We start from the raw sequence: 21,991 nt of genomic DNA on the forward strand, positions 1-21,991 counted from the left end.
AAAGTGTTGATAAAAATGATTTTTGAAAATTTAAAAAAATTAAAAAATGAAGAATTTTATAGATATTTTGGTATAAAACGTTTTCATTTTAATGAAATGTTAGAAAAATTAATTGAAATAGAAAAATTAGAAAAAAATAAAGGTCGAAAAAATAAACTTTCAGTAGAAGAAAGATTAATGATGACTTTATTATACTGAAAAGAATATTATACTTTTTTTCAAATGAGTATTAAATCTAAAATGAGCCCATCAAGTTGTTTTCGAAATATTACTTGAGTAGAAAATAAACTTAGTAACCACAAAGATTACCAATTTTTAAAAGAAAGATATAAATTAAAAATTGATAAAAAACAAGAAAATTCAAATGAATTTCAATTTTATTTAATTGATTCAACTGAGATTGAAATTGAAAGACCAACTAAAAAAAACTACAGTTAGAATATTTTTCTGGTAAAAGTTGAATGTATTCTATAAAATTTCAAATTGTATATGATTTTTTTAATAAAAAAATTGTTGATATTTTTGCTGATAATGGTAAAGTGCATGATTTTCAAATATTAAAAAATTCAAATCTTGAATTTTCAGAAAAAACAATAATTATTGGTGATTTAGGATATCAAGGTATACAAAATATTTATAAAAATACAATAATACCAATTAAAAGAACTAAAAATAAAAAATTAACTAAACAAGAAAGAAAATACAATAAGATTGTATCTAAAATTAGAATTAAAGTTGAACATGTCTTTGCTTGATTGAAAAGATTCAAAATTTTAGTAAATAAATGTAGAAAATCTAAATTTAGACTTATGTACTTAAGATTTAACTTACTTTGTGAAATTTTTAATAAAATAAAACCATTAAAATAAAAAAAATATTAAAAATATTTTTTTAAAATTTAAATTTTTATCGAGTTAATATAAAAATATTATTAACAATTTTTTGTTTAAAATGTAAACTCATTTTTTAAACTATTTTTTCAAAAAATATTTATTTCTATATTCAATAACACTAAATAGTTTTAAAACAATTTTATTGACAATTAATTAAATTTAATTACGGAATATGTCCAAAAAATGAAACAAAAATTTATATAAAAAATAATGATAGTAATAATTTTAAACTACTTGAAAAATTTGATTTTAACTTATTATCAATGATAGTCTATACTTCTAATGATGGTGAAGAATATCTTTATATGGGTACAGATAATGATGTTAAAGCATATTATCAATCATTTGGACAAGAATGATTGCAAACTATTCCTGGAACTAAAGGAAAAATTTCTGCAATAATTAAAGATAATAATAATAATGATAAATGTATTTACGCTGCTACTACTGATGGTCAAATTTATAAAACTATTGGTGATGATCAAAAATTTAAGGAACTTCTTACTACTGGTAGTAAAATTACTGATTTAACATTTGATAATTTAGGTAATGTTTATGCTACTGAGATGTCAGGGCAAGTTTGAAAAAAAGATAATAATAAGAATTCTTTTTTTAGATTTCAATTACATCCATTATCAAATTGTTTAACATCTATTGTCATTAATAATGATAACTGTATATATGTTGGTGATAATACTGGTAATCTTTGAAAAAGTTATGGATCATCAACCTTTGATAAACTTCAATTTAAAGTTAATATTAGTATTAAAAAATTAATATTCAATGGTGCAACTAAAAAAATGTATATTGGAAGTAGTAATGGTGTTTATTATTCAGATTAAGTAAATTAGATATTTTTATTATTACTATTATTTTTGCAAAAAAATAAAAGAAATAAGTTATAGATGAAGAAAAATTATTAATTAAAAAAGAATACTAACATTAATATTAGTATTCTTTTTTAATTAATATATAGTTTTCTAGTATTTTATTTATTAATAATATATTCATCATTTCTATATTATTTTAGAAAAAGTAATAAATAAAGTTTAATATAATTTTTGCTAAAAGTTTTTAAAAAAGAATAACTTTAATATGTGTAGAAATATATGATATATTCATATAGTTTAAAGATAATTTTATGATGATTGTTAGTTGTTTAATAGTAAAAATAAAAGTACTTTAATTATTAATCAAAGTGAAAAATTTTCTTAGACCACACTTTATATATAATTTGATAAAATAGACTTAGAAAATATTACAGTTAGGAGTAGAAAATGAAGAAAATTATTTTAAATCCAAATATTTGTGCTGATGAGATTGAACTTACTATTAAAAAACAAGGTTGAGAAATTATTGATAAAAAATATGATTTTTATCAACCATACGTTAGTATTTTTGATAATTTAAATTATGAAGCAAAAGTAGATTTATATATTGCTTTTAAAACTGCAGGTAACTTTGTTCATAAGGTATATTGCTATTTTTTAGAATTTGATACAAATAATATTTTTAAAATATCAGAAATTAAATCACCAGAGCATCCTAAGGGACAAATGACAACACGAGTTGCTGATTTTAAGTATTATAAAACTACTGGTAATCTAGGTTTTACTCCTTATAAAAGCCCAATATCTGGTCAACCATATAACTTAAGTCATAATTATCACAGTTTTTTTAATTCATTAATTGAATCAGAAGCAAGAAATGAATTAAACTATGTTTGTATTTTATTAAAATATGATAATCATGCTCGAAGCAAGAAAAGACTTCGATATTTTGTTAATTCGTATAAAAAGTTTATTAAATCATTTCTTTTTAAATTTGAAAAATTTGAAATTAGAAAAACACGTGCTTTATTAAGAGCAGAAATATTAAAAGGACAAAAAAAGAAAAAAGTTAGCAAGCCCGCAAAACGAAACGTTATTAAACCTAATAATACTGAAACTGTTATTATTGAAGGTAATTTAAAAACTATTTTTGATCATAAAAATATGACTGTTAAAGTTATTAAAGAAACAGATAATATAGAAAAATCTACTTTAGTATCTAAAAATAAACTTAAAAATAGTAATCAAAAAAATAAAAAATAAATGTTGATAAACCTTCACTTAAAATTGTTAAAGAAGTGTTATAATTATTTATAAAAGAGAGGAAATATTTATTATGCTACTAAGTTTTATTTTATATACAACTTCATTTGAATCCGAGCACTTAGATTCTTTTTTATCAAAGATTTTTGTAAATAAAAAAACTAATTTTGAAGTTGTTGATGATGATGATGGCATTAACAATGAAAATTTGGAGATATTTAGTAAATATTTTAAATTATATCCACAAAATTTAAAAATGATTACTAAATATCAAGTATCAGGTATTGCCATTAGTCGTAATCTTGGCCTTAAATATATTTCCGGACAATATGTAGTTATTTTAAATCCAACTGAAATTCTTAGCGTTAATTTTGTTGAAACAGTTAATAAAATTTTAGATAATAATAAGGATTTAGATTGTATTGAATATTGTGTTCGTTATGAATTTGATATAAATAATGTTTTTCATTCAACAATTAGAACTGAAGTTAATAAAATATATAATTTAAATACAACACAAGGAAAAATAGTCTTTTCTTTAACAACACCAGTTTTAACAACAAAAATCATGAAAGTTAGTATTATTAATGAATATAATTTACAATTTCGTAAAGAAATCCAATTTGATAGTTTATTTTTATACTCATTTTTAGCACATTGTAAAACATATTATGCAATTAATGAAACATTATTAACGTCTAAAAATAACACATTGGAAAATGATAATATTTTTGAACTAATGCACCAATGAATACATATTTTAAACTATTATAATAATTATAAAATTAAAAAAGTTTTATATGAAGAGTTGGAATATGCTTTTGTTAGATACTATCTATATACTCTTTTAAGATTTATTAGTATTTCTAAAAAACCTGCATTAATTGAAAAAACATATAATCGTGTCAAAGAAATTATTGAATTTAAATTTAAAAATTTTAAAAAAAATTCTTATTTTAATACTATTAATCCAAATGATAAATTTACCACTTATGCTCCTGATCTAAGTACTTATTTTAAGAAATATTTTAAAGATAATAATATTAGAGATGATTCAAAATATTGAGAGTAAAAAAATGAATATTAAAAAATTAGATACAACAGAAACATATATAATAGCTAAAACATGAAAACGTATTATTGCACGTATTTTTGACGTGATTTTTGTTAGTTTAATCCCATTAATAATTGGATTAGCAATTCATTATTTAGATAATAAAGGTAATCAAGAATCATGACAATTAATAATTATTTTTATTATTAATATAATTGTTGTCATTATATATTTTGTTATTATCCCATGAAAATGTAAGGGTCAAACTTTGGGAAAATTAATTTTTCAAATAAGATTAGTAAATGAAAAAAATCAAGATTTAAAGTTAAAACATTTTTTTTATCGTGAACTATTTTTAGTTTTTATTCCTCTATTATTAACCACTTCAATAATTCTTTTTATGAAATTGACTTTTAATGAAAACATTGCTACTATTAATAGTAATAGTACTTTAAATTCTTGATTAAATATTCTTATTCGTTCTGTAGTTAGTTTTGATTTTGCTTGGTATTGTGGGATTATGATGGTCACTAAAATTGATAAATATCATCAGCTATTCTTTGATCGTTATCATAAAACTTTTGTCATTAACAAGAAACCACTTGCAACTAATAAAAGGAAGATATCAACTAACGTTAATAATCCACATATTCATTTAGTTTATTCTCAACCAGGAAATATTAATGATGACGAATTAGAAAATATAAATAGTCTTTAATAGTATATACTCTTACTAACTTAAGGATAAATAACATGGATAAAACAAAACTTTTAGAAAATCTAAATGAACAACAACTACAAGCAATTATTAATGTTGATGGCCCATGTCGTATTATTGCGGGGGCTGGAGTTGGAAAGACGCGGGTTATAACATATAAGATTGCTTACTTAATTAATGTAATTAAAATTGCTAGTGAAAAAATATTGGCATTAACTTTTACTAATAAAGCAGCACGTGAAATGAAAGAACGAATAATGCAACTTTTAAATGATACTAACATTAATGTTAATATTGTTACTTATCATGCATTATGTGCCAAAATATTAAGAAGAGATATTCATCATTTAAATATTAATAATAATTTTAATATTATTGATCAAGAAGATCAAGGAAAAATATTAAAAGATATTTTTCAAAAAGAATTTTCACATAAAGCTGAATTGCAGGAGTTAAGATTATTAAGTTCTAATATTTCTAACTGAAAAAATAATTATCTTTCTCAAGATCAATTATTAGCTGATTATCAAAATCAAGATGAGTGAATTTTACGTATCAAAGTTTTTGAATCGTATAAAAAATATCAATTTATTAATTCATGTTTAGATTTTGATGATTTATTATTATTAGTTGAACGTCTATTTAAAGAATTTCCACATATTTTAACAAAATGAGAAAAGAAATTTGATTTTATTTTAGTTGATGAATTTCAAGACACTAATGATATTCAATATAATATTTTATTATCACTTGCTAAAAATCATAAAAATATTACTGTAGTTGGTGATCCTGATCAAACTATTTATAGTTGAAGAGGAGCAAATATTAATTTAATATTGAATTTTACTAAACAATTTCCTAATACACAAACATTTATTTTAAATCAAAATTATCGTTCAACAACTAACATTTTAAATACAGCTAATAGTTTAATTAAAAATAATGTTCAACGTATTGAAAAAGAACTGTTTACTAAAAATGATCTTGGTAATGATATTGTTATGTATCATGCTAGTAGTAGTGATCAAGAAGCACATTGAGTTGCAACAACTGTTAAAAAAATTCATTTAAAATATCATTTAGATTTGAATAAAATTGCTATTCTTTATCGTAATAATTATTTATCAAAAGATTTAGAACAAGCTTTGATTAATAATAATATAAATTATAAAATTTTTGGTGGTTATAAATTTTTTGAACGTAAAGAGATTAAAGACATTTTGGCGTATTTAAAAATTATTGTTTGAAATGATAATATATCAATGATTAGAATTTTAAATGCAACACCTAAAATTGGACCAAAAGCTATTGATAACTTATTATTACTTGCTAATGAACAATCACTAACTTTAAATGAATACTTATTTAAATTTCAGTATGGATTACCAAAAAATTATCGTCAACATTTACAACCTTTAATTAATTTAATTAATGAGATGCAAACTAATATCAAAGATGTTACTTCTTTACATAACATGGTTGAAAATTTATTAAATAAAACTAATTATTTAAAAAAACTAGAAGATAATCTTGAAAAAGAAAGAATTGAAAATGTTCAACAATTATTAGAACAATTGCTTGAATATGATAGTAGTAATAATGAATTACAAGGCGAAGAATTATTAACGTCATTTTTACAAGAAGTAAGTTTATATACTGATTTAGATGAAAATAGTACTAATAAAGCCGTTAATTTAATGACAATTCACAGTGCTAAAGGTCTAGAATTTGATGTTGTTTTTATAGTTGGCATTAATGAAGGTATTTTACCTGGAATAGGTAAATTTAGTATAGAAAACTTAGATAAAATTGAAGAAGAACGACGACTTTTTTATGTTTCAATTACTAGGGCAAAAAAATGATTATTTTTATCTAGTGCCAGTGGATATTCATATATCTTGGATCGTATGAAACAACCATCTCGTTTCTTAAAAGATTTAGATCTTAAATATTTAAAAATCATTAATAACGAACACCAAGAAATGGCAGCAACTTATCAAAATCGTAATCATTCTAAATTTAATTACTATAAAGCTGATAATAAAGATAAGGTTGAAATAACTAATAATTGAAATGTTGGAGATATAATTATTCATGAAATTTTTGGAAAAGGTATTATTACTAAATTAATTGGTGATAAAATTCAAGTTGCTTTTCATAAAAATCATGGTGGTATTAGAATTATTAGTTCTAATCATATTGCTATTAAAAAATTTGTATAAATTTATTTTTATTAAAAATGTCTATTTTTTGGATATTTTTAAGTATTTTTAAAAAATTTCTTATAAAAAAATATTTTTTTATAAGAAATTTTTTATTACATATTAATTTTTTCAAGTATAAAATTAGAATTAAGATTTATTTTAATTTAATTTTCCTAATAACATTTTAAAATTGGTGCTAAATTGCCAATTATTTTTTATTTTGAAATAACTTTAGAAAAATTAATATTTTAATAAATCTTATTATTTTAATGAAAGGAAAAAAGTAATTATGATAAAAATAAATTTAGAAGCGTGAAAAGGTTTAATTCGTAATTGAATTGAAGTTAACCCCAATCGTGATGGTCAATCAGTTACTAATAAAGTTAAACAACATGCTAACTATTTATTGCAACCTTATTATGATGGAGGATTATGAATAGGAACAACTCCTAGAGACTTAATTAATGGTAAAGAAATTATATTACATGATGGTAAAAAAGTTTTTAATAAAATAAAAGATTTAAAATCTATTACTTTGTCTTTTGTTCAGCAAGCAATTGCAATTAAAGATAAGTTAGAATTAACTATTGCTGGACAGTCTTTGGGCGCTGGATATGATTATTGAGTAGAAAATAAATTAAAACCAGAAGTGCTTAAATCTTTAGTAAAGAATGATGGCTTTAATAATATTGTTGTTGCATATGATGGAGCTGCTTCAGCGGTTGGATATAATCCATGAGATGTTGCATATGGGCTATCTAATAAAGATATTAATAAAGCAGTAGCAATGTTACAACCAGCTTTTATTGAGTATCAAGAACGAATTACTAAATTTGCAGGTTTTGAAACTAAAGATATGCCGTTAAATTTAGACTTAGATATTGAAGGTATAAACTTTGATAATGATCATATTAATAGAATGAAGGTTTTATTTACTACATTAACAAAAATGAAAAGAAATAATCAAAATTGAAACTTTAGTGTTACATTACCAGTAATGCCAACGGGGCTAGTTGGTAGAGATATTGAGAATGTTATTAAAATAGCTTTAGAAATATATCAAAAAGCAGATTTAAAAGTTGAAGATTTATTTACAATTAACATTATGGCTATGGATTATGGTGAAATTGTTGGACAAGAAGTAATTGATAAAGGTTTAACTTTTTTTGATATTGCTAAACAAGCAATTAAAAGTACTGCTAACCAATATTTTGAATTAATAAAACAATATTTTCCAAAGTCTAATTTATTACTTACTGATGTTTATCAAAAACTAGGTATTACACCAATGATTGGTATTAATGATGTAAATAATAACTATTTTACTTTAGAAGATGCTAAAGATTTATATAATTGAGCACAAACAAATAAATTAGCAAACATTAGAATATGATCACTAAATCGTGATAGTAATGGTAAGATATATGAAGTTTGAGGAACAAATAATCACGGATTAAAATATTTAAATGAAGGTGATTTTTGAAATGTTTTTACTGGTAATTGAACTTATTGAGTAAAAAGTCCAGTTCGTAAAGTTTAATGTTTTTTTGATAATTATTATAAAAAATATCAAAATTTAAATAAGAAGAAATTAAGTTTTTTTACTCATTATTTAGGGAAAATTAAAAGTAAAATAATTAGTAACTATTTATATAACAAATTATAATAATATAATTTGTTATATTTTATTGTTTAATTTGCTAATCACTTTAAAACTACTTTTGTTCTAATATCATAAAATTTGATAATTAAAAAATAAAAATATTTTTATTTAAGTTATAATTAAAAATAATTTATTTTTTGAAAGGAATTACTAATTGAATGTTTAATTTAAAAAAATTAAAATTTTGAGCAAAATCATCTCGTACTAATAATGAAAAAATTAGTCTTAATGAATTAATATGAATTGGTTTTAACTATACTTGTGGTATTGCATTTCCAATGGCATTAATTGGCATTTATTATTGAAATAATGGTGGCGTTGGTTTACATATGCTATGACTTATTTTATTATGTGCTTTAATTGCTGCGGGAACTGCACTTGCTTTTACTAAATGTAGTCGTGTTTATCATGACACTAATGGTGGTGCTTATGTTTATGTTCGTGGAGTTTTTGGTCGTTTTTGAGGATGAATAATTGGTTTTATTCAATATATTACTTTACCTTCAACAATTATTGTAACTATTATTTCTATGTTTCGAGTGAATTTAGATCAATTATCAATTTTTAATTGAGTTTCTGAACGATGATCGAGTTTAATGATTGATAGTATTGGTATTTTTATTTATGCTGCTGTTGCTAGTTGCATGTATTTTGGAATGAAGGGATTTCGTTGATTTGTTAATATTTCTGGTATTATTAAATGAGGTTCTGCTTTGTTTTTAATTGTTTGTGCTATTATTTTGGTAGTAACTAATAAAGGTTTAGCATTTTCACAAGCGGCTGAAGGAACAAAAAACATTAATTTAACTTTACCAAAAATTAATAATGCATTTAGTGGTTTCTTCTATTTCTTTATTGGTTTTGAAACTTTTATTGTTGTTGGAAAAAATGTTAAAAATCCAACTAAAAACTTTGGTAAAGGTATTTTAATAGTTTTATTATTATCAACTATTTTTTATTTAGCTGTATCAGTATTAGTATTTGGTGCCATTACTATTGACGGTACAAATGGCCAAAATGGTTGATCTGGAGCTACTAATGAATATAATCCAAATAATGTTATATCAGGAATTGCTGGTATTACTGGTATGATTGTACTAGTTATTTCTACTTTATCATTGAAATTAAATGGTGCTATGCAAAATTCTTTATATTCTGGTGGTATGATTCAACCATTAGCCAAAGAAGGATATATTACCGAAAAATTAGCCAAATTAAATAAAGAAAATATTGCAATGCGTGCTAGTACAGCTAATTTAATTATTACTATTATTGCTTGTATTATTATGTTAATAATCCCAGATTTAATTGGTGCACCTTTTGATTTTAATACAGTACTAGGATTTTCTACTAACATTACTATTGCTGTATATATTTTTGTGTTAGCTGCCACGTGTGTTATGGGTTATCGTAAACAAATTAAAATTAAAATTTGAGAATGAATTGTTTTTGTTGCTTGTGGTTTATTTTTACTTAGTCAGTTTGTTGTTTTTAACTATGGTATGATTAATGACATGATTAATAAAAGAGGGGAAGTATTAATAGCTGTTATTATTGAATTCTTAATGTTTTGAATGTTTATTGTAATTGCTGTTATTTGATATTTTATTTATTATCAACCAAAATTAAAAATGCGTTTAGCATCAAATTTAGATTATCAAAATCAATTAGATCAAGAATTCATACCAATGACTGAAGAAGAAGCAATAAAATATTTACTTAATGAACCCGAAACAGAATTAGAACGAATTAAAATTGATGAAAATGAAGCCAGATCAGTTACAACTTAATTTCTTTAAATTATATTTTAACTTTTAAGAGTAATCATTAATAAATGATTACTCTTTTTCATATGCTCTTATCATTAATATCAATATTTTTAATTATATTTTAAAGAAATTAAAATCTATCATAAAATAATTATTACTGTAATCTATTTTATTTTTTGTTAAAAAATGATTTAATTACTATTATATTTGGAGGAAAAAAAATGATAAATACACAAGTATTGATTTTAGATTTTGGAAGTCAATATACACAATTATTAGCAAGAAGAGTAAGAGAAGCAAATGTTTATACTGAAGTTTTATCTTTTAATATTAGTTATCAAAAAATAAAAACATATCCCAACTTAAAAGCAATTATTTTATCTGGTGGACCATCAAGTGTTTATTTACAAAATGCTTATAAAATTGATCAAGCGATTTTTAATTTACCAGTTGCCATTTTAGGAGTTTGTTATGGCATGCAATTATTAACAAATCATTTTAAAGGAAAAGTAGAATTGGCAGATGAACAAGAATTTGGAAAATCAATTTTATATCTTGATCAACCAAATAATAAATTATTTAAAAAAGTTGCTAATCAATCAAAAGTATGAATGAGTCATGCTGATCATGTAACAAAAATTCCAAAAGATTTTATACAAATAGCTCATTCTGATTCTTCAATTTCAGCAATTGCACATTTGACTAAACCAATTTATGGTATCCAATTTCATGCTGAAGTTACCCATTCAGAATTTGGTAAGCAAATAATCGAAAATTTTTTATTTACAATAGCAAATTGTACAAAAGATTGAAGTTTAGATGATTTTATTAGTAATCAAATTTCAGAAATTAAAAATAAAGTCGAAGATAAACAAGTTATTTTAGGTTTAAGTGGTGGAGTTGATTCTTCAGTTGCCGCTGCCATTATTTCTAAGGCAATTGGTAAACAGTTGACTTGCATTTTTGTTGATACAGGTTTATTGAGAAAAAATGAAGCAATTGATGTCATGGAAATTTATAAACAAAATTTTAAACTTAATCTTGAAATGATTGATGCAAGTAAACATTTTTTTACTGCTTTAAAAGGTGTTAAAAATGCTGAAGAAAAAAGAAAAATTATTGGTAAACAATTTATTGATGTATTTACAACAGCAGCAAGAAAATTTAAAACGGCTGATTTTTTAGCACAAGGAACAATTTATCCGGATATTATTGAATCTTCAAGTAAACATGCAAGTTCAAAAACAATTAAAACTCATCATAATGTTGGTGGTTTACCTGATGATTTACAATTTAAATTGTTAGAACCATTAAAAACCTTATTTAAAGATGAAGTAAGAGAAATTGGTTTAAAACTTGGATTACCTGAAACATTAATTAATCGTCATCCTTTCCCTGGTCCTGGATTAGGAGTTAGAGTTATAGAAGAAGTAACAAAAGAAAAATGTTTAATTTTACAAGAAGTTGATCATATTTTTATTACCAAATTGAAAGAAAAAAATATATATAATCAAGTATCGGGTGAGTAAAGTTAATAGTTATAATTTAATTTTCTTTAAATAAAAGACAACTTTAAATTATTAATTTTTGGTTACATTATATACCTTTTTATATTTATAATCAAGTGTTTTAAGTTATTATTTTACAATTATCTAAACTAAAAATTCCTAACTATTTAGGTTTAGATTTATTAATTTTTTAAAATATTAAAGTAAAAGATTTAATTTATTAATTCTTGCTGAATTAATAATAAGCATATTATCAAGAACTTTATCATTAAAAATTTTAGCACCATATCCTTTTAAAGATTTAACTAAATGTGATACATCACTTTCAGCACAAACTCCTTGATTTCAATTTTCTTTTTGATTTATAACACCATCTTTATTATTTTTAAAATATTTATATACTTCTTCATTTACATTATTTTCTTTTAAAAAATCTAATAATTTATAATATTCACCATTAACAAATAATTCATATGCATTAGTTAATTTTTTATTATCTACTTTTCTATTAATAATAAATCCTTTTTTAAGTGCTTTAAATGCATGATGTCTATCAATTACATAAGGAATATTTTCTTTTTTAGCAGTAGTTTTAATTCAAGGTGCACCATCACCAATAAATATTAAACTACTTTTACTATAAATATATTGTAAATCAAGAAATTCATAAATTTTATCAATTAATTCTTGTCTTTTAATTCTTTGACCATTTTTAGTTTTCATATAAGTAATTTTTTTATCTTTTAAAACATTTCTACTTTTAGTTGATTTATCTAAATCTTTACCCTTATTTGCACTAATAGTACGAATACGATTTTTTTGTTTTTTGTTATTAAATAATGAAGAAATAAAACAATCATCCATATTTATAAATAATTTTTCATTTGGTAATACTACTTTTTTCTCTTTTATTTTTTCAACTTCAATTATTGCATTTTTCATTACATTAGTCATATATGTTTTAGAAAAATTAGTATTTTTTATTATATCTTGTACATCAGATTGTCTTTTACCATTACCTGAATTTTTTATTATTGTATGTTCTAAACTTGTAAGTGTTCTTTTTCTTTTTTTAATTTTTATATAATTATCTAAAGGATAATAATATTTATTAGTTTCTAATATTAAATAACCTCTACGATAAAAATTATTTATTTTACCATATTGAGTATTTGGATTTCTTTTTGCAGTTTTAACATATTTATATTTAGTTTTATCATATATATTTTGATATCAAAAATCATCATATGCTTTTAATAGATTTGTAAAATAATTTAAACCATTATTTTTAATTTGATTATCAAGTTCATCATAATTAAGTTCATTATTAAGAAAATTCATAATATTATTTCCTTTCTTAATTTATGATTTTCATTATAGTAATTTTAGAAAAAAAGTTTGGAAATATGATAATTGTAAAATGATATAATTAAATATATATGTTTTAAAATAAGGTGATTAATATGCCAGCAAAAAGAAAAGAATTAGGAAATTATAAAGAAAAAATAAATGAATATTTTAGAGATAATAAAAATGTTCCAACTAGAATGACAAAAACTGGTTTAAATTTAGCATTAGGAATTGATAGAAAATATATATTTGATTGCCGACGCTACCAGACAAAATGACAACAAAAATTTTTAAAAGATTATGATAAAGCATGTCAAAAAATTGCTAATTATTTATTAAGAAGTACTATGCAAGACCCAAAGTATCAATGAGAATATTTAAGAAAATGTCATCCAGAAGAATTTGATGATTTACAAGAAAATTATCAAGATAATACCACTAAAAATAATATAATTATTAATATTTGTGAACCAAGAAAAATTGAAAATGATGATTAAAGGTCTATATTATATATAGATTTTTTCTTTATTTTAAAGGGAAAAAAGGTAATGTTTAGTAATCTGTGTAACTTACAAAAATAACTATGTTTAATTAATTCTAGTAAATATAATTAAATGACTAGAAAGAGTGAGTTACAGATGGCTAAAAAGCAAAATATTAATAATAATGATCCAATATCAAAAGCAGTAGATTTATTATTAGAAAATACTGAAGATTTAACAACAGTTTTTAAAGAGGGAGGATTGTATAAAGAATTAACAAAAAGATTAGTAGAAAAAATGTTGAATTCTGAGATGCAAAATTATTTGGGATATGAAAAGAATCAACATAGTAATAGTGACAATGCTCGTAATGGTATAAGTTCAAAAAAAATAATAACTCAACAAGGTAAAATTGAGATTGATGTACCACGAGATCGCAATAGTAATTTTAATCCTATAATAGTTGCAAAAAGACAAAGAAGATTTGATGGTTTTGATCAACAAGTTCTTTCTTTATATGCAAAAGGTATGACATTATCAGATATTAGAATGCAATTACAAGAGTTATATCATGGTGCTGATATTAGTGAAAGTGTTATTAGTCAAATTACTGATGATGTTATTGATGATGTAAAAGCATGGCAAAATCGACCATTAGAAAGTGTCTATCCGATTGTTTATTTTGATTGCATAGTAGTGAAAGTACGACAAGATAAAAGGATTATTAATAAATCAGTTTATATAGCTTTAGGAGTTGATTTAGAAGGTAAAAAAGATGTTTTAGGTTTATGAATTAGTGAAAATGAAGGTGCTAAATTTTGATTAGCAAATTTAACAGAAATGAAAAATCGTGGCTTAAATGATATTCTGATTGCTTGTAGTGATAATTTAACAGGCATGTCAGAAGCAATACAATCAGTTTATCTTAAAACAGAACATCAATTATGCATAGTTCATCAAATTAGAAATAGTTTGAAATATGTCTCATATAAGCATAGAAAATCTCTAGTTGCAGATTTAAAACCAATTTATACTGCATGTAGTGAAGAACAAGCAATGCAGGCTTTAGAATCCTTTGAAAATAAGTGAAATAAACAATATCCTCAAATTGCTAAATCTTGATATAAAAATTGAGATAATTTAATGGTTTTTATTAGTTATCCTACAGAAATCAAAAGAGTTATTTATACAACAAATGCTATTGAATCTGTAAATAGTCAATTACGAAAAGTTATCAGAAATAAAAAAGTTTTTCCTAATGATATGGCAGTTTTTAAAATATTTTATTTAGCAATTGAAAATATAACAAAAAAATGAACAATGCCCATTCAAAATTGAAATACAGCAATTGCTCATTTTATGATAAAATTTGAAGATAGAATTAATCTAAACTAGTACTTTGTAAAACAAAGATACACAGATTACATAAAAGCCTCGGAAAAAATGATACAATATATTAAAGTGAATATGTTAAATTAACATATATAAAAGTGACCTATTAACCAAGTGAATTATTAAAATTTTATTAACAAGGGAGATTAAAAGTATGAGTGATTTTACTTTTGATGAAAAAGAGAATTATAGTTTAGATGATGTTAAAAATTTACTAAAACAACATAGAAATGTAGTATATGCTGAAAGTAAAAAAGATATTGAACCTAAATTAACTAAATTAAGTGAATATGAAATAAAAATAAAAGAATATGAAAATAAAATTAATAGTTTTGAAGAGCAACAATTATTTTCTAATATTAAAGATACAAAAAAAGTAAATTTAATTAAAAATTTAATGAGTACTGATAATTATAAATCTTTATCTAAACAAGAAGCATTTAATAAAATAAATGAAGATTATAAAGAATTTCTTATTGATAAAACAGAACCTATTAAATCAGAAAATAAACTTAATTCAAATGATTTTAATCCTAAAACTCTTTTAGATTTACATACAAATAGTATTAATCCAGAAGAATTAGAAAGAAAATTAAATGAAAAAGCAAAAACTACAGGTATTACTGACCCTAAAGAATTAGAAAAACTTGTAAATTTAGCAAGAGGAAATGCACTTCAATCTATTAAATAGAAAGAGGATAATATGGCAATTCCACAAATACCTAAAGCATTTATTATTGGTGGTAATTCTCCTACTGAAAATGCTGTTTTAAGTGTACTTGAAGCACAAGTTCGTGGTGAATTAACTGCTGAATTAAGTACTTTATTTATGAGAAATACTGTTACTGCTGACCAAATAGCAAATATTAGTGGTGTAGCAATGGCAATATATAGAGCAACTGTTCGTGTATTATGAGGTTCAACATGAGATGAATTTACTGGTACTAAAAGACAAAAAGGAACAGTTAAAACAACAACATTAATTATTGATAAAGAATTAACAATTGATTTTAATATTCCAGAATTTGATATTGAAAGATTTATGACTTCACCAGCAAATGTAGCAACACAAATTGTTTCAAATTGAACAAGTTCATTTATGAGAAATTTAAGAGAAAACTTTGAATTAATATTTTTACAAGGTACAAAAGATTATGCAATTGCTAAATCATTAGTATTACCTTTAAATTTAAATAATATGACTAAAGAACAAGCATTAAATGCTTATTATATAATCGGAGAAAGAAATAATAAATTAATTAAAAAAGTAGATGATATTACAGTTGGTATTAATAAAGCAGATTTAACTGGTGCTTGTGGTATTGATAGTAGTTTTAATTTAGCAAAAGCATTTACATTATTAAATTATGGACAAATTGCTGCAAATACTTTAGCAACTGGTAAAAGATATACAAATCAAATTATGGGAATGGAATTTTATGAAAGTTTTTATTTAGAACAAGATTTTATTCATGATACTGTTTCTGGTATGCATTTAGAAAAAGATTATAAATTATTAGATTTATTTGGAGTAGTTTATAACAGATATATGTGAGGTATGCCTATTTCATTTACTAAAGTAAGAAATAAATTAGATAATGCTACTGATAATATTCGTATTATTGGTAAAGCATTATATTCATTACCAGCAGCAATAAGACCTAATTTAATGTATATAATTCAAGAAAAAATGCCTACAATAGATGAAATTAAAGAAGCAAGAGCAAAAAATTATAAAGTTGATGCAACTAATATTAATGCAAGTTATCAATCAACTGATTATGATAATATGAATATTTTAGATTTACAAGATGTAATTTATTATAAAAATTTAGGAAAAATTACTATGGCAGGAACTACTCCTACTAATGATGAATTAGAAACTGTAATATTAAATATTGGTAATAATGGTTATGAAAAAGGTAAAGTAACATTTAGTAATATTACATCAACAAGTGCTACTATTTCTGGCAATAATAAAGATTATTATGGAACAGTAAAATTAGAATTTACTAAAAAATAATTATGGAATTTATATATAAATATTTTGATGAAAAAGCACATATTACTATTTATTCACCTAAACCAGAAGATTTAACTAGTAGTAATGATATAAGAGCAATTTTATTAGATGAATATCCTAAATTAAGAAATGATTATTTTATAGTAAGTGATGTACATGATAATTATGCTATATGTGTTGGAGATAATATTCATTGTGAAGGTAAAGTAATTATTAAAATAGAAAAACAAACTAATTTATTAAAAGGAGTAAATGAAAATGCCAAATGACATTACTATACAATCAAATAATTATACTTTATTAAAGATAATTCGTTCTTCAATTAGTCCATTATCAGCAATGATTGGTACAAGTGCTTATTATGGTCAAGTAATTGCAAATCCAGTATTAGGTTCAATCAATAGTTTATTATTTGGTAAAAAATTAGGTTTAGATATTTGAAATTTAAATCAAAGACCAAATACTAAAACTAAATTAATTAATAGTTCTAAAAAAATATTATTAGGTTTAGGAACAATTGGATTATCAAATTATAGCAAATTTACTAATTCTTCAATTAATCCAAATCCATTTCCAGATTTATTATTAAAAAATAATAAATTAATGGATTGAGATACATATATTAGTTTAAATGCTTATGGTATTTCAAATCTTATTAGTGGATTAACTGAATTAATCCCAAATAGATTTGAAACTATACGTAAAATAGCAAATATGGGTACTGGTGGTTGTTTAATATCAAGTGGTGTTGCTATGGGTATTAATAATGATTTTAATAATGCTTATGCAATTCCAACAATAGTTGCTGGTGCATCTGAAATAATTCATAATTTATTACCTATGGAAACTACTAATCATGTTGAAGAAATGCAAGAAACACCATTTAATAACGAAACTGCAAGATTAATTAATGATAATAGTTTCACTATTAATAGTGAAACAACTAGTCAATATGGTAGTGATAATATGAGTGAAGTAATATTAGATAATGCTTCATTAAATTGAGATTATAACCATATGAGCTTATAATGTTACCTTTAATTATTAGAATTATTTATTCTGCATTAGAAACTAATGATATAAGAACTGCAATTATTAGTTTATTAAAATTATATAGTAAAAATCAAAGTTTAAAATCAATTTTAGATAGTGAAAATGTTAGTAATGAAGAACTTGACCAACCATATTCAACTTTTAATCCAAATATTATTAAAAAACTTATTTCAATTTTAAAACCTAGTCAATTAACTGAATTAAAAACTCAATTAGATAAATTAATATTTAAACCTATAAAAAAAGTTAATAATTTGTTTAAAGAAGATAAAAAAGATATTAATGATAAAGATATTAAACAACACAATAATAAAGATTATAAAGGATGAGTAATATTATCAAGTTCTTGATTTAAAAAAGGTTTATTTTATAAATCAAATAAATCATTAAAAGTAGGAATATTACAGGGTTTATTTCAAAGTGATACAAGTAAAAATAAACGTTGATATGGTCCTTATACTTATCCAAATGTACCAGAAGAAACTTGAAATTTAATGAAAGTTCAAAAAGGTAAAAATGGTTCTGGTGCTGGAACAATATTTTGAAGATATTTTTTAAGAGGGTTTTTACCAAGTCAAATACGTTTATATGTAAAGAAACAACTTAAAGAACAGAAAGGTATTAGTAAAGGTAAACAACGTTATAACATTATTAAATCAACTAATATTAATGTTTTAAAAACAACTGCATTTATTAATAGATTAGAACGTGGATTTTTTAAACTTAAAGATTTTAAAACTTTACCAAAAACTGAATTAGGTAGTAGAGCATGAAGAGTAGAAAGAAAAGAATATTTAACTTTTCATAAAACTAATAATTTAAATAAAAATATTGGTATTTCAATTTATAAAAATAAAAGTAAATATAAAACATGAAAGTAGGTGGTAATTATTATTGAATTAGATAAACCAATTAAACCAATTGGTATATGAAATACTATTAATCCTATAAGTAAAGATAATAAAGAATATAAAAGATTAAATAAGATTTGATTTAATAAAAATAGTACTCATATTGATAAAATTAAAATTTTAATATCAAATATTTTAAAAATAACTAGTCATATTATTGGTATATTAATAACATTATTTTTTACTAGTACACCTTGATTAATACCTAAAATACCAATAGAAATGGGAATAGGAAATTATACTAATCAATATAATTTTACTTGACCTGACCATTTAATATTAACTTTATTTCCTATGTTTGGTCATATTGGATTAAATCTTATTAGTAAATTAGGTAATTATGGAAAATTAATTAAATATATATTAATAACTATACCAATTATTATTACAAGTCCTTATTTAATATATCAATATAAAGAAATTAAAAAACATAAAAAAGAATGTCATTTATGTAAACAACATTCAAATAAAATACAATTGGAGGAATAAAAAATGAATTTTTCAATAGAATTAATATCAGCAGTAATAGGAGGAGCAGTTGCTAGTGGAATATGTATTACTTTAGCATTTCTATTATTTGGAAAATCAATTAAAAAATCAAAGAAAAATAAATTAGCAAAAGAATTAAAAAGAGATAAAGAAATTGAATTTATTAAATCAAATATTAAACAAATAAATTCTCAATTACAATTAGAAACTACATCAATTGCTAAATCTTTAGATAGTTTTAATAATGATAATGAAAAAGATGAAGTATTTAAAAATACTATTATTAGTCAAAGAGCTTCTAAAAAAGAATTATCAGAAAAAGATAAGAAAAAAGCAACTAAAGTTGGAATTTAAAGGGTTTAAATACCCTTTATTTTACATTAAGGAGTAAATTATTATGGCTATTAAAGACCCAATTTTATTTATAACAGTTGAAGAATTTAAAAATTCTAAATATTTTAATGATTTATTATTTGATAAAGTTACTACTCCAGATAATGAAATTTGATTTGCAATATCTGTAGCAAGTAGTAATATTAATTATTTAAGTGGTTTTACTATTTCAAAAAAATGACCAGAAATAACACCAACTGATTTTACAGATAATATTCAAACAGCAACTACTCATTATGTTAGATTTTTATTAACTAAAGATGTAGATTATTTACGTGGTCAAGGTTCAATTAGTCAAGGTGGATTAACTTATAGTGAAACTAATCCAGATGACCCTTATTTTATACCACCCGAAGTATTTAATTGTTTAAGAAAAATTAAAGAATATCCAAATATTAAAGGTTTTAATTTAAAAGGTATAGAATCACAAAAAAATAATTGATTTAATAAATTTATTTCAAATTGTGGTGAAGATAGTCCATTAAATGCATATATACCTTATAATAATATAAAATCATTAGATTCTAGAACTAAAATTACTATTACTCATCCACAAAATATGTTAAGACCAATAGTTAATATTGATACTAGTGGAATTAAAACAGATATTGATAATTCATTATGAGAAGTTATTGAAGATAATTCTAATTTTATTAAACCAAAAGATGATAAAGGTATTGATGCTAATAGTAAAAGAATAATTGATGTTGGTACACCTACATTTTTAACAGATGCTACAACTAAAGAATATGTTGATAATAAAATACCTAATTTAACTGATTATTATAAAAAAGAAGAAACTGATAATAAATTGTTATTAAAACAAGATAAATTAATTGCTGGTGATAATATTAAAATTGAAAATAATGTTATTAGTGCTAAGGGTAGTAGTGTTGAATCATTATGAGAAATAGACCCTAATTCGCCTAATATTATTCAACCTAAAGAAAAAAGATTAATTACTTCTAATAATAAAAGAATTATTTATATAGCAGACCCTGAACAACCACAAGATGCTGTAAACAAAAGATATGTTGATAATAAAATACAACCAAGTCCAAGTATTCCACAATGAAAAGAAGTAGGAACAAAAGTTAATATAAATCATATTAGATATAATTTTATAACTAATAAAAAGTATAAAATTTATTATAATTTTGAAAGTCAATCAAGCATTAAAAAATTTGCTTTTATTTGTAAAGAATTTTTATACGGTGAGTTAAATACTGATGTTCAAACTTTGGATTGAGATAAAGTTAATGATAGAATAATGGTTTCTTTACAAATGCAAAATGATACAATTGCTATTGTTAGTGACCCTGTAAGATATGGTCAACTTTTAAAATTAGAAGAATTACAGGAATAATATTATGAATAAAGAATTTACTTATTTACATGAAATTAGTTATTGATTATTAAATAAAAGTGATTTTACTCATAGTGAATATAATTTTAGTGGAAGTAGATATTCAAGTAAAACATATAGTATTGCTGAAGAATTAGCAATATTAATAGCAATTTCAATTAAAGTTAATAAATCAATTGCTATATATTGTTTTAGAAAACTTAATAAAGATATTAATGATTTAGTTAAAGAAATATATAATGCTTTAATAATAATTAGTTTTAATGATTATAAAGATTTTACTTTAAAATATCCAAATAAACAAGCAGATTTTAGATTTAAAGGTAGTAAATCATTTATTAGAGTTATGGGTGTATATAGTAATTCAAATGATAGAATACCTTTAAAAGGTCTTTCTCGTAGTGAAATAAAAGGATTTGATTTAGCAATTGAATGATGTGAAGAAGCAAATGAATTTAGTCAACAAGAATTTCAAGCAATTACATTTGCATTAGGTAATGCTAAAAAAAGAATAAAAATTAAAAGTTGTAATCCAGATAATATTTATCAATATTTTATTGAATATATGAATAATATTGTACCTTTTAACTTAGAACCTGTTTAAAATCTTTTTAATAAAATTTAACTAAA

The 21,991-nt window shown here is 22.3% G+C and carries 22 protein-coding genes; 21 read left to right on the forward strand and 1 reads right to left on the reverse strand.

Translation table 4 applies throughout. The annotated features are described in order from the left end of the window. The first annotated feature begins 15 nt into the window (after window positions 1-15). From AACL24_RS03200 to guaA, 10 genes are all read left to right on the forward strand, one after another. A complete protein-coding gene (locus AACL24_RS03200; protein ID WP_339045912.1) occupies window positions 16-438 on the forward strand; it encodes a transposase family protein in 423 nt (140 codons plus the stop codon). A gap of 23 nt (window positions 439-461) precedes the next feature. After that, entirely contained in the window at window positions 462-869 is a 408-nt protein-coding gene (locus AACL24_RS03205; protein ID WP_339045908.1) for a transposase family protein, read from the forward strand. Between the two features lie 329 nt (window positions 870-1,198). Then, window positions 1,199-1,735 (forward strand): hypothetical protein, encoded by a 537-nt coding sequence (locus AACL24_RS03210; RefSeq protein WP_339048624.1) that lies wholly within the window; start codon window positions 1,199-1,201, stop codon window positions 1,733-1,735. A gap of 435 nt (window positions 1,736-2,170) precedes the next feature. Beyond that, window positions 2,171-2,986 carry a hypothetical protein gene (locus AACL24_RS03215; protein WP_252320214.1) on the forward strand — a complete coding sequence of 272 codons (816 nt, stop codon included), beginning with the start codon at window positions 2,171-2,173 and terminating at the stop codon, window positions 2,984-2,986. 73 nt (window positions 2,987-3,059) lie between these two features. Continuing rightward, entirely contained in the window at window positions 3,060-4,058 is a 999-nt protein-coding gene (locus tag AACL24_RS03220; protein WP_339048626.1) for a glycosyltransferase family 2 protein, read from the forward strand. A gap of 4 nt (window positions 4,059-4,062) precedes the next feature. Further along, the gene (locus tag AACL24_RS03225) at window positions 4,063-4,758 is read left to right on the forward strand and encodes an RDD family protein (protein ID WP_339048628.1); all 696 of its coding nucleotides are present in this window, start codon (window positions 4,063-4,065) and stop codon (window positions 4,756-4,758) included. A gap of 35 nt (window positions 4,759-4,793) precedes the next feature. Continuing rightward, complete coding sequence (locus AACL24_RS03230; protein WP_339048631.1) at window positions 4,794-6,980, forward strand: ATP-dependent helicase; 2,187 nt, start codon at window positions 4,794-4,796, stop codon at window positions 6,978-6,980. A 271-nt stretch (window positions 6,981-7,251) separates the two neighbouring features. Further along, complete coding sequence (locus AACL24_RS03235) at window positions 7,252-8,502, forward strand: hypothetical protein (RefSeq protein WP_339048633.1); 1,251 nt, start codon at window positions 7,252-7,254, stop codon at window positions 8,500-8,502. Between the two features lie 281 nt (window positions 8,503-8,783). Further along, window positions 8,784-10,415, forward strand: coding sequence for an APC family permease (locus AACL24_RS03240; protein WP_339048636.1), 1,632 nt, complete (start codon window positions 8,784-8,786; stop codon window positions 10,413-10,415). 200 nt (window positions 10,416-10,615) lie between these two features. Beyond that, window positions 10,616-11,923, forward strand: a complete 1,308-nt coding sequence (guaA, locus tag AACL24_RS03245) for a glutamine-hydrolyzing GMP synthase (RefSeq protein WP_339048638.1) — start codon at window positions 10,616-10,618, stop codon at window positions 11,921-11,923. Between the two features lie 177 nt (window positions 11,924-12,100). Here the strand turns inward: guaA and AACL24_RS03250 are convergent, their stop codons facing one another. Continuing rightward, window positions 12,101-13,243 carry an Mbov_0401 family ICE element transposase-like protein gene (locus tag AACL24_RS03250; RefSeq protein WP_339046495.1) on the reverse strand — a complete coding sequence of 381 codons (1,143 nt, stop codon included), beginning with the start codon at window positions 13,241-13,243 and terminating at the stop codon, window positions 12,101-12,103. A gap of 122 nt (window positions 13,244-13,365) precedes the next feature. Between AACL24_RS03250 and AACL24_RS03255 the strand changes: the two genes are divergently transcribed. From AACL24_RS03255 to AACL24_RS03305, 11 genes are all read left to right on the forward strand, one after another. Then, window positions 13,366-13,749 (forward strand): hypothetical protein, encoded by a 384-nt coding sequence (locus AACL24_RS03255; RefSeq protein ID WP_339046493.1) that lies wholly within the window; start codon window positions 13,366-13,368, stop codon window positions 13,747-13,749. A 141-nt stretch (window positions 13,750-13,890) separates the two neighbouring features. Continuing rightward, the gene (locus AACL24_RS03260; protein ID WP_339046650.1) at window positions 13,891-15,129 is read left to right on the forward strand and encodes an IS256 family transposase; all 1,239 of its coding nucleotides are present in this window, start codon (window positions 13,891-13,893) and stop codon (window positions 15,127-15,129) included. A gap of 151 nt (window positions 15,130-15,280) precedes the next feature. Then, complete coding sequence (locus AACL24_RS03265; protein WP_339046491.1) at window positions 15,281-15,817, forward strand: hypothetical protein; 537 nt, start codon at window positions 15,281-15,283, stop codon at window positions 15,815-15,817. Between the two features lie 12 nt (window positions 15,818-15,829). After that, window positions 15,830-17,149, forward strand: coding sequence for a hypothetical protein (locus tag AACL24_RS03270; protein ID WP_339048641.1), 1,320 nt, complete (start codon window positions 15,830-15,832; stop codon window positions 17,147-17,149). Window positions 17,150-17,151: 2 nt separating this feature from the next. Continuing rightward, entirely contained in the window at window positions 17,152-17,439 is a 288-nt protein-coding gene (locus AACL24_RS03275; protein ID WP_339046485.1) for a hypothetical protein, read from the forward strand. Further along, on the forward strand, window positions 17,408-18,178 hold the full coding sequence (locus AACL24_RS03280) for a hypothetical protein (RefSeq protein WP_339048643.1): 771 nt from the start codon (window positions 17,408-17,410) through the stop codon (window positions 18,176-18,178). The genes AACL24_RS03275 and AACL24_RS03280 overlap by 32 nt, the downstream gene beginning before the upstream one ends. Next, window positions 18,178-19,083 (forward strand): hypothetical protein, encoded by a 906-nt coding sequence (locus AACL24_RS03285; protein WP_339048645.1) that lies wholly within the window; start codon window positions 18,178-18,180, stop codon window positions 19,081-19,083. Before AACL24_RS03280 ends, AACL24_RS03285 begins: the two co-directional genes overlap by 1 nt. Beyond that, entirely contained in the window at window positions 19,084-19,602 is a 519-nt protein-coding gene (locus tag AACL24_RS03290) for a hypothetical protein (RefSeq protein WP_339048647.1), read from the forward strand. It begins immediately after the preceding gene. Window positions 19,603-19,605: 3 nt separating this feature from the next. Then, window positions 19,606-19,956, forward strand: coding sequence for a hypothetical protein (locus AACL24_RS03295; protein ID WP_339046124.1), 351 nt, complete (start codon window positions 19,606-19,608; stop codon window positions 19,954-19,956). A 43-nt stretch (window positions 19,957-19,999) separates the two neighbouring features. Beyond that, the gene (locus AACL24_RS03300; RefSeq protein ID WP_339046122.1) at window positions 20,000-21,361 is read left to right on the forward strand and encodes a hypothetical protein; all 1,362 of its coding nucleotides are present in this window, start codon (window positions 20,000-20,002) and stop codon (window positions 21,359-21,361) included. Window positions 21,362-21,365: 4 nt separating this feature from the next. Then, the gene (locus AACL24_RS03305; protein WP_339048649.1) at window positions 21,366-21,965 is read left to right on the forward strand and encodes a hypothetical protein; all 600 of its coding nucleotides are present in this window, start codon (window positions 21,366-21,368) and stop codon (window positions 21,963-21,965) included. Window positions 21,966-21,991: the final 26 nt, after the last annotated feature.

It is taken from the genome of Spiroplasma endosymbiont of Colias croceus (genome assembly GCF_964020095.1).
Classification (GTDB): domain Bacteria; phylum Bacillota_I; class Bacilli_A; order Mycoplasmatales; family VBWQ01; genus Spiroplasma_E.